General features: G+C 51.9%; 9 protein-coding genes. 7 read left to right on the top strand and 2 right to left on the bottom strand.

From position 1 onward, the window contains the following. The first annotated feature begins 23 nt into the window (after positions 1-23). From U869_RS0127720 to U869_RS0127690, 7 genes are all read left to right on the top strand, one after another. Entirely contained in the window at positions 24-953 is a 930-nt protein-coding gene (locus U869_RS0127720; RefSeq protein ID WP_025122619.1) for a LysR substrate-binding domain-containing protein, read from the top strand. Positions 954-1,335: 382 nt separating this feature from the next. Beyond that, complete coding sequence (gene hdeB, locus U869_RS0127715) at positions 1,336-1,677, top strand: acid-activated periplasmic chaperone HdeB (protein WP_025122620.1); 342 nt, start codon at positions 1,336-1,338, stop codon at positions 1,675-1,677. 346 nt (positions 1,678-2,023) lie between these two features. Then, positions 2,024-3,106, top strand: a complete 1,083-nt coding sequence (ygjJ, locus tag U869_RS0127710) for a protein YgjJ (protein ID WP_025122621.1) — start codon at positions 2,024-2,026, stop codon at positions 3,104-3,106. Beyond that, positions 3,106-5,481 (top strand): alpha-glucosidase, encoded by a 2,376-nt coding sequence (gene ygjK, locus U869_RS0127705; protein WP_025122622.1) that lies wholly within the window; start codon positions 3,106-3,108, stop codon positions 5,479-5,481. Before ygjJ ends, ygjK begins: the two co-directional genes overlap by 1 nt. A 189-nt stretch (positions 5,482-5,670) precedes the next feature. Next, positions 5,671-6,174 (top strand): MarR family winged helix-turn-helix transcriptional regulator, encoded by a 504-nt coding sequence (locus tag U869_RS0127700; RefSeq protein ID WP_025122623.1) that lies wholly within the window; start codon positions 5,671-5,673, stop codon positions 6,172-6,174. A gap of 64 nt (positions 6,175-6,238) precedes the next feature. Continuing rightward, the gene (locus U869_RS0127695; RefSeq protein ID WP_025122624.1) at positions 6,239-7,387 is read left to right on the top strand and encodes an HlyD family secretion protein; all 1,149 of its coding nucleotides are present in this window, start codon (positions 6,239-6,241) and stop codon (positions 7,385-7,387) included. Continuing rightward, positions 7,371-8,525, top strand: coding sequence for an ABC transporter permease (locus tag U869_RS0127690; RefSeq protein WP_025122625.1), 1,155 nt, complete (start codon positions 7,371-7,373; stop codon positions 8,523-8,525). Before U869_RS0127695 ends, U869_RS0127690 begins: the two co-directional genes overlap by 17 nt. A 133-nt stretch (positions 8,526-8,658) precedes the next feature. On the opposite strand, the gene U869_RS0127685 is transcribed toward U869_RS0127690, so the two are convergent. Together U869_RS0127685 and U869_RS30250 are read right to left on the bottom strand one after the other, a co-directional pair. Beyond that, positions 8,659-9,432 carry a MipA/OmpV family protein gene (locus U869_RS0127685; RefSeq protein WP_025122626.1) on the bottom strand — a complete coding sequence of 258 codons (774 nt, stop codon included), beginning with the start codon at positions 9,430-9,432 and terminating at the stop codon, positions 8,659-8,661. Positions 9,433-9,777: 345 nt separating this feature from the next. After that, the coding region (locus U869_RS30250; RefSeq protein WP_115681398.1) for a type II CAAX prenyl endopeptidase Rce1 family protein at positions 9,778-10,029 on the bottom strand (252 nt) is incomplete at its 5' end.

Raw genomic sequence — 10,029 nt, 5'->3', positions numbered from 1 at the left:
GAGAGGGTTAGGGTGAGGGGACCATGAACTCTATTTTTACCGAAGAAAACCTGTTGGCATTTACTACGACGGCGCGGTTTGGCAGCTTCAGCAAGGCGGCAAAAGAGCTGGATCTGACAACCTCGGCCATCACCTACACCATCAAACGCATGGAAACCGGGCTGGACGTGGTGCTGTTTAACCGCAGCACCCGCAGTATTGAGCTTACCGAATCCGGCTTTTACTTCTACCGCAAGGCGACCGACCTGCTCAACGACTTCCATGCCATCAAGCGCGGCATTGATACCATCTCTCAAGGCATCGAGGCGCGGGTACGCATCTGCATCAACCAGTTGCTCTATACCCCACGGCATACCGCCCGGCTGTTGCAGGTACTGAAGAAGCAATTCCCAACCTGCCACATCACGGTGACTACCGAGGTGTATAACGGCGTTTGGGATTCCATCATCAACAATCAGGCCAATATCGCGATTGGCGCGCCGGATACGCTGCTGGACGGTGGCGGGATTGATTACACCGAAATTGGTGCCATCCGTTGGGTGTTCGCCATTTCCCCCGATCATCCATTAGCCTTTATGCCGGAGCCCATCTCGGAGAGTCAGTTACGGCTCTACCCCAACATCATGGTGGAAGACACCGCGCATACCATCAATAAAAAAGTCGGTTGGTTACTGCATGGGCAGGAAGCGATCCTGGTGCCGGATTTTAACACCAAGTGTCAGTGCCAGATTTTGGGGGAAGGGATTGGCTTCCTGCCGGAGTATATGGCACGTGAACCGGTAGCCGAAGGGCTGCTGGCTACCCGTGCCATTCATAACCCACGGCAGGATTCCAGCATGCTGCTGGCGACTCAGCATGCGGCAACCGGGCAGGTTACCCAGTGGATCAAAAAGCAGTTTGCTCCGGGTGGGGTGCTCACTGGGATATATGCGGATTTGCTCCATCGGGAGTGATCGGAATGTTTGCCAGCCTGTGGCGGAATGGCCTCCGGAGGGGCCGGATGCCAACCGGCTAAAAGTCCAATATAAGTTTCACAACAATGGGCAATAGCGCGAAATAGGTTTTTCAGTCACGGGTTAATTTGTGTTATTTCTATTTAATTAGTAAGCCTACGTTGCAGGATTCCTACATGCGTAGGAATGTGATGACATTAATTTATGATTGCTCTGCTGTTAGTAGGGCGCCAATTACTTTACTCTGTTGCTCAATCGGTCAGTTAAATACATTCGAGTTAATGGAATCCAGGCTGTGGGTAGTGAGTTAAACTATCGGCAGTGATATGTTATTTTTTTATGTTAACTATGATTTAATATTAATATTTTACAATGAGGATTTATGAAAAAAGTTATTTCTATGATTGTTGCCACTACCTTTCTGGTCACAGCGGCGTCCGCCATGGCGCTTGAGACTCAGCCTTTAGAAAAGAAGGCGGTAGAAACCACGCCAGAAAATATGACATGTCAGGAGTTCGTTGATCTTAACCCGAAATCTTATACTCCGGTTGCATTTTGGGTTATTAATGACAGCACTCAGTATAAACATGGGGATACCGTTGACTTTAATGAGGTTGCTGTTGCGGTGACGCCAAAACTAATTGAAGCGTGTAAGCAGTCTCCAGAGACCAAACTGGGTAAAATAAAAGATGAAATAAAAGATTTTTTCAAGAAAAACGTTTAAGCCCATCATCGTATTTGTGAAACACCGGCTCGGTCATACCGGGCCGGTGCCTGCATGTCATCGTTATTGATAATATCATCGTCAGTCATCATCCTTTTCGGCTTTACTCCTTGTTTTCTCGTTGCCGTATTTTCGGTATCAACAGCCCCAAATCACCCTCCTGTACACGCCAACTCTAGACATTGAAACAGTTACCCGGATCACAGTGGTGATTATGGCCACTACGCCTCTGTGATTAAGTTAACATTTTACTGATTATTTACTATTTTTTACTAAAATTCTCATTAATATGCCGTTCATATTTTACCTCTATCACGGATGAGAACCCGATATGAAGTGCGGCAAAATGAATAGAATATTCAATAATAAGATAGGGTTAGTGTTCTTATTAGCTTGGCCAACGGCTTTGTTCGCACAGGAACCTGCGGTGCCTGCGGAACATAACGTACTGGCTCCTCCTGAATTAACTCCAGCGGATCAGTCAGTTACCGCGTTTCGCTTCTATGGCGAAATGGGGCTGGGTGGCTCGGTGTATATGAACGGCCCGGATCAGCATAAATACAGCGATGGCACCTATATCGAAGGCGGCCTGGAGGTAAAAAAAGGCAATTGGTTTGGTCTGATCTATGGCGAAGGTTGGACTGTGCAGGCGGATGACAAAGGCAATGCCTGGGTAGCAGACCACAGCTGGGGCGGTTTTGAAGGGGGCATCAACCGTTTTTATGGCGGCTACCGTACCGACAAGGGAACCGAGCTGATCCTCAGTATGCGTAACGATTCTTCGCTCGACGATCTGCAATGGTGGGGCGACTTTACGCCAGAGTACGGCTATGTGATCCCCAACACCCGCGATTTGACTCAGGCGGTAAAAGTCCAGAACCTGACCGGGCGGTTTCGCTATAGCGTAACGGCCGCTCCCCAGAGCCGCGTCAACGAAAGCAAGGCGCTGTTGCACTTTGGCAAATATGACCGCTATTCGGATAAATACACTTACCAGACCATGGTGAACGGCTATACGCAGTTTGACTTGCTGGAAGGGCTGACATTGCTAAACGGTTTGGAACTGACGGACGGTACGGGGCAGCTAGTGTTGGCCGGTTTGCAGGGGAAAAATCTGGTAGGGCGCGTGTGGCACCACACTGGCAAGGGCGATGGACGCCACCCAGGCAGTGAGTCTGGGATGATGCTTAGCGGCATGGTGGAAGCGGCCAAGGGGTTATATCTCTCCACCGCTTACAGCTATGCCGAGCATAAATTGGATAATGCGCCGGACACCACCACCTCTTACGCTCAGGCGGGCATTTGGTATGAGTATGCCGGAGGACGGCTGGCGACCGCGCTAGACAGCAAATTCTATATGACCAATGACAACACCGGTGCCAGCAACTCGATCTTCCTGATGCAATACTTCTACTGGGGCAAATCATAATGAAAACCAGCAACATATTTACACCCGCCGCCTTGTTTATCGCAGCCAGTCTGGCAATCTCAGGCAGCGTCTTGGCTCAAGAACGGCAACTGGCGGTGGCGTATAAAAACGTGATCAACCGCACCGGCGCGCCGCAGTATATGCAGGATTACGATGCCGACGATCACCAGCGGTTTAACCCGCTATTTGATGATGGCGCCTGGCACGGGCATTTATTGCCAGCCAATGCAGATGGCATGGGGGGATTCCCTGGTCCCGCGCTACTGACCGAGGAATATATCAACTTTATGGCGGACAACTTTGATCGCCTGACGCTGTATAAAAACGGCAAGAAAGTTGCACTGAGCATGACCGCTTACAGTATCCCCGGCGCGCTATATCAGAAGTTGACCGCACCGGGCATCAGCGTGGAAATGACCTTGCGCTTTGCCACGGCACGGACTTCGCTGCTGGAAACGAAAATCACCACGGATACCCCGTTGGAGCTGGTGTGGGATGGTGCATTGCTGGAGAAGCTCCATGCCAAGGAACAACAGCCGCAAACGGATAAAACCATCGAACAGGCGTTCCCTGACTATAGCCGTAAGATCCTGCCGACGGCAGATGGCCTGACCGTCACGTTTGGTAAAGTGCGCTCGCCTTCGGTCCTGATGACCTCTGGTGAGTCCGAATACCAGATCCATAAATCGCTACCGATGCTCACCAGCGTTAAAGGGCACGAGTTTAGCGGCAAAGCCAGCATCCAGGGCTCGACCACGATTTATACCACCTATTCGCATTTACTCACGGCACAGGAAGTGCAACTGGAACAGCCGAAAATCGCCGATGTGTTGGCCCATCCGCAACGCTATATGACGGCATCTGCCGAGCGTTGGGAGGCCTATCTGCGTAAAGGGTTAACCAATCCTCATGCCACTCAGGATCAGGAGCGGGTGGCGGTAAAAGCGATCGAAACCTTGAATGCCAACTGGCGCGGGGCGGCGGGAGCCATGAAGTTTGATTCGGTGACGCCTTCGGTAACCGGGCGCTGGTTCTCCGGCAACCAGACCTGGCCGTGGGATACCTGGAAGCAGGCCTACGCCATGGCACATTTTAATCCTGAGGTGGCGAAAGATAATATTCGCGCCGTATTTGCGTTTCAGATCCAACCTGACGATCCCGTTCGCCCGTGGGATGCCGGATTTGTTCCCGATCTGATCGCCTATAACCTCAGCCCGGAACGCGGTGGCGATGGCACCAACTGGAACGAACGTAACACTAAGCCAAGCCTGGCGGCCTGGTCGGTGATGGAGGTGTACAAAACGACTGGCGATAAGCAATGGCTGGCAGAGATGTATCCGAGGCTGGTCGCCTATCACGACTGGTGGCTGAAAAATCGCGACCATAACCATAACGGCGTGCCGGAATACGGTGCAACGCGGGATAAAGCCCACAATACCGCCGATGGACAGATGCTGTTTACCGTCAAACGTGGCGAGCATGAACAAGCTCTGCATGGGCTGAAAAACTACGATCAACTGCTGCACACCGGCAAGTATGACAGCATCGAAATTCCGGCTCAGGTTGCCGCCTCTTGGGAGTCAGGGCGAGACGATGCCGCCGCCTTCGGTTTTATCGATGCCGATCAGTTGGCTAACTATGTCGAACAGGGCGGTAAAAAGCAGGATTGGCAGGTGAAATTCGCCGAAAACCGCGCCCAGGACGGCACCTTGCTGGGATATTCCCTGTTGCAGGAGTCTGTCGATCAGGCCAGCTATATGTATAGCGATAATAAGTATCTCGCCGAGATGGCCGATATCCTGGGTTACCAGGATCAAGCGGCGGACTTTCGCAGCAAAGCCAGCAAGCTGGCGAGCTACATCAATACCTGCATGTTTGATGAGCGCAGTGGCTTCTTCTACGATATTCGTATCGAAGAGCAACCGCTGGCCAATGGCTGTGCGGGCAAGCCTATCGTAGAACGCGGCAAAGGCCCGGAAGGCTGGTCGCCGTTGTTTAACGGTGCGGCGAATCAGCAACATGCCGATGCCGTAGTCAAGGTGATGAAGGACACACGCGAATTCAACACTTATGTCCCGCTAGGCACGGCGGCTCTGACCAATCCGGCTTTTGGTGCCGATATTTACTGGCGTGGGCGGGTTTGGGTTGACCAACTTTACTTCGGCCTGAAAGGCATGGAGCAATATGGTTATCGCCAAGATGCCGAAGCGATGGCTGCGGCCTTCTTCAAGCACGCCGATGGGCTGGTAACCGACGGGCCGATCCGTGAAAACTACAACCCGCTCAACGGCCAGCAACAGGGGGCACCGAATTTTTCCTGGAGTGCGGCGCATCTTTATATGCTCTATAACGATTTCTTCACCCAGCAAAAATAACCTGACGGTAACCCCTCTCCCACTGGGAGAGGGGACTGAAAGTGTTCCAATTGGTCAACTGTACCTGACAGAGGCTCAGGACTGACTCCCTCTCCAACGCGTAAGATCGCTCTCACGGTCTTTTCTCCGTTGTAATTTTGCAGATCGATCCCTATAATTTAGCCGGCTAAATAAATTGATAGGGGCGCTATGGACTTCCCAGTAAGAAAACTGCCGACCCGCGAAACCCTGATTCGCGTGCAGCAACAGCAGGATCTCGAAACGGATGCTTCAGGGGTCGACCTGGTATTAAGCCTGATAGCGACCGCCGATTTGATTCGCTCAACCATCTATGCCCGCCTGGCCTTGCACCACGACCTATCGGAAGGAAAATTCATTCTGCTGATGTCGCTCTATGGTGAAGGAGAGGCCGCATCCACCGAACTGGCCTTGCGGATCGGCGTTACACCCGCCACGGTCTCGGTGATGCTCAAACGCATGCTGTCTGCTGCCGATCCCTTGATTACCATGAGCAGAACCCAGGCTGATGGCCGAACGCGTATGATCGCGCTAAGCCCAACGGGACGGGAGCTGATCAAGGAAGCGCTGCCCGGCCACCTCAAAGCGATCGGGTCTTTTGCTGAAGTACTCAGCGGCCAGGAACGCGAATCCCTGATTTCAATGCTGCGTAAACTGCTGCGCACCAGCGCGTAACAAAAACCCAGGATCTGGTGCATTGAAACGTTTTTTTAACTATATACTTAGCCGGCTAAATACAATGACAGAACAACAACCCGCTACCTCAAAACCCCTGCTGAAAACGGCTATCACCTTTCTGGTGCTACTGCTGATTGGTTCAAGCCTGATCTATTTTGGTTCAAGAAATGATGCGGTCTCCGTTGCCCAAAGCGTAAAGTCGGGCGTGCTGACCGCAGATAAAATCAATATTTCCTTTGAAAGCGTTGGCGGCAAGCTGAGCCAGCGCAACGTCCAGGAATCTCAGTGGGTAGCACAGGGTGAGATCCTGATGGTGCTGGACGAGGTCGATACCAATCTGGCCATCGAACGCCTTGAGGCGGTTATTCGCTCCCAGCAGGCGCTGATCCGTCAGGAAGAATCGGCTATCCGTATCGCGACCAATGAAACCGCATTAACAGAGACCTCTTCCTGGCGAAAGATCGAAGAAATTCAGGCGGCACTGGGGGCGGCGCGTGCCAGTGAAAACCTTGCCAGCATCGATTTTAACCGGGCCGTTAACTTGAAAAAGGCGGGGCATGTCTCACAGTCAATGCTGGACAATGCCAGAACCAGCCTGACCCAGGCCCGTTCTGCGGTGGTGCAGGCCGAGCGGCAGCTGGCTTCGGCGATGATTGGCACCACGCCGGAACAGATGAAAAATCTGTCGCAGAAGGGCAGTGCGCAGGGCATGCAGCTACAAGCGATCGCCAACTCGCGTGAGTCGATCAAAAACCGGGAAAACATCCTCGATCAGCTCCGGGCGCAGTTAGCCCAGTCCCAGGCCGAACTCAAACAGCTCAACGTCAACCACCAGCGTCTGACGTTGACTGCGCCCGAATCAGGCAAAATATTGAAACTGCTGTATGAACCGGGCGAGATTGTGCCGGTGGGTGCTCCGGCCGTGTTGCTGGAGACCGACCGCAAGTACGTGGATATTTACGTCAGTGAAAACATGGTTAGCGCCTATCAACCCGGTACGACGGTAACCGCTCAGGTCCCGGCTCTGGCAGCCAAGGTTAACGGCGTGGTGCGTTTTGCCAATGCCGCCCCTTCGTTCTCCGATTTACGCATGACCAGAGAACGGGGCCAGGCCGATTTAACCTCTTATCAGGTTCGCATCTATACGGAACAACAGCCCCGGTTGCTGACCGGCATGACGCTCGAGGTGGATGATGCAGAACATCATTAAGTCGATGCTCGATGAGATTGCTGCCATGAGGTCAGGGCACGTGATGCCTTACCACAAAGTCTCTATTGTCGTGGCTGGCATTATCGCGCTGTTATTCTCGCTGGTGTTTACCCACTCCACCGTCTTTGAAGGCAAGATTGCCGTGATCGATCTGGATGCCTCGCACTATTCGACCGAGCTAATCCAGAAGATTAATACCTCACCTTATATTGAGGTTACTCAGGTTTTCCGTGCGCCGGTTAATCCCGAGACGCTGACCGCTCACGATCGCAATCTGGGTGTGCTCTATATTCCCAAAGGGTTGGAAAAGAGCCTGAAAACCGGCGATAGCACCGTACGTCTGGGCTACTTTGCCGATCACAGCAACTCATCACAAAACGCCGAGGTACTGCAAAATCTGAGTGAATATATTCCAGAAATCGGGGCCGAGATTGGCGCAGCTCGTATTGCTGCGTTGAGGCTGGGGGAAAAGGGGACAGAAGCCGCATTAAGCCCGATGCAGCTGAAAAACCGTCACCTGTTTAACCCAACCAGCACTGCGACCAACTCGACCAGCATCGCCTTTATCTACTTTTTCTCTTCGCTGTTTTACGGGCTGGCGACATTGATGATCGTTGGCAGGCTGAGAATGACGGGAGCCTGGGAAAACGACGTCTTCACCCGGGGGCCGCTAGCCCTGCTGTGCCGGATTGTGCCCTATGCCTTCTTTTACACCACCGGCATTACCGTGATCAGCGCGCTGTTGGTGACCTTTGGGCAACTGAGATTTGCGGGTAACTATTTTTACTATCTGCCCACCATCTTCATGACCGGCCTGGCCTTCGGCTGGTTGGCGTTTATCCTGGCGTGGTCAACCAAACATCCGGGGGAGGGGGCCAGTTTGATGACCTTCCTGGTGCCACCGGGGTTTATTATGAGTGGTGCAACCATGGCGGTGGGCTACATGCCACTGTGGGCCTACTACGTCAGCTACGCTTTCCCGTTCGTTTGGCAATACCGGTTTTATCGCGACTTTGCCGTGCGCGGTGTGAGCATTGGCGAAATGCTGCCGACCTATGGAGCCTATTTACTGTTTCTGACGGCGATTGCGCTGGGGGTGGTATTACTATATCACCGAACCCAAAAACGACTCGGCTGAACAGCAAGCTGCACCTTACAGTGGATTATTAACCGCCTAAGGTGCAGTGTGTTATGGCAAGCCAAACCTACTCGGTTAAATAAAATCGAGAGTTAATGACTGATAGGGTTAAATTAGTGGAGTGGTTTATTTATTAGAAACTATATAAAACTCCGGTCACCACATAGATGCTATAATCATGGTCGGTCATTGGGCTATCTTGCGCCGAGTCGCTTATCTGTTCATTATAACCCATCAGGAATAGCTGCCAGTTATTATTGAGCGCATAATAGCTGGCGACAGAGAGATAATGTGAAACGCCACTTTTCGCCCGGTATTGCTGCATGCCACTGCGCCGAGATTCCTGCTCGGTGATGCCAAAATAATAATTATTGAAGGAACGATTCTGCCAGCGCATCCCGACACTCGGGATCAACCGCAGTTTGCCTAGCTCGAACGTATACTGATAGCCAACGTCGGCGATCACCCCATCGCTATAGCCCAGCACGTCTGTCGCCACCTTGCCGCCCAGGCTGCCCCAGCGGGCATGATACTGATAGCCGATGCCGGCCATGGCGGTTGCTCGCCGCTTATCCAGCCGCTTCATTGCCGGGTCATCGCTATCCGCAGGCTTAAAGCTAAGCGGGGAGTAATTCACTGCCAAATGCAGATTGTGGCTCTCCGAGTTCAGTATGTTAATTCCGATGCCTTGACCGTTAATAAAAAGCTGTTCACCTTGGTAAGTGACAATCGGCAGCGGTATATATTGTGTCTTATAGTCGCGATAGGGGAGTTGCTCTGCCAGTACGCCAGTGCCGATCGACCACTCGCCGGCATAGGCATTGCCGGTCAATAAGATAGCCGTCAGTGATAGTGTTTTAATCGATGGCAATGATGCGCGAGTAAATAATAAATTATAATCCATCATGATAAGTATCCCGGAATTTAGTCGTGTGTGAGTATCAGCTGCAAAGGTGCCGATAACGAAAGTTAAATGATTGCTGATGTGTTAATAATGCCAGCTTGTTTATTCTTTAAAAAAGAGCTCCTGCTCTATCGCAATTAGTAATGATGCAACCAACAATAATATTGCTGTCCAGATACATTTGGTGAGTGGTGTCACCGGCATAAGCTCAGCCGCCATTACCAAGGTAAAGTGAAATAAAATAGCTGCCGGAATACTACGCTGGCAACGATAATAGAACCAATTAGCCAATACGGTGGCAGGAAATATGCTGATAAAGAAATTGGCTACGTAGAGACCACCAACCTGCTACAACTGATGTCGATAAGTCCCCTCAATAAAGAACAACGGGACATGCCAGAGTGCCCATAACCCAAAGAATATCAAGCAGGTGGGCAGCAACATTGGCCAGCGACTCTTTAAGCTATCGACGCCATAACCGCGCCAGCCCAGTTCTTCCAGCAGCGAGGCGACTAGCGCCAGTGGCAGCATCGGCAGAAAACCACTGGAAAAAGCAAACTGAGCGGCATCCTGACCTGGGTGCTGCCTCCAATTAGTAGA

The sequence above is a fragment of the Serratia sp. H1w genome (assembly GCF_000633355.1).
Lineage (GTDB): Bacteria > Pseudomonadota > Gammaproteobacteria > Enterobacterales > Enterobacteriaceae > Chania.
This window is presented reverse-complemented; position numbering and strand designations above follow the sequence as displayed.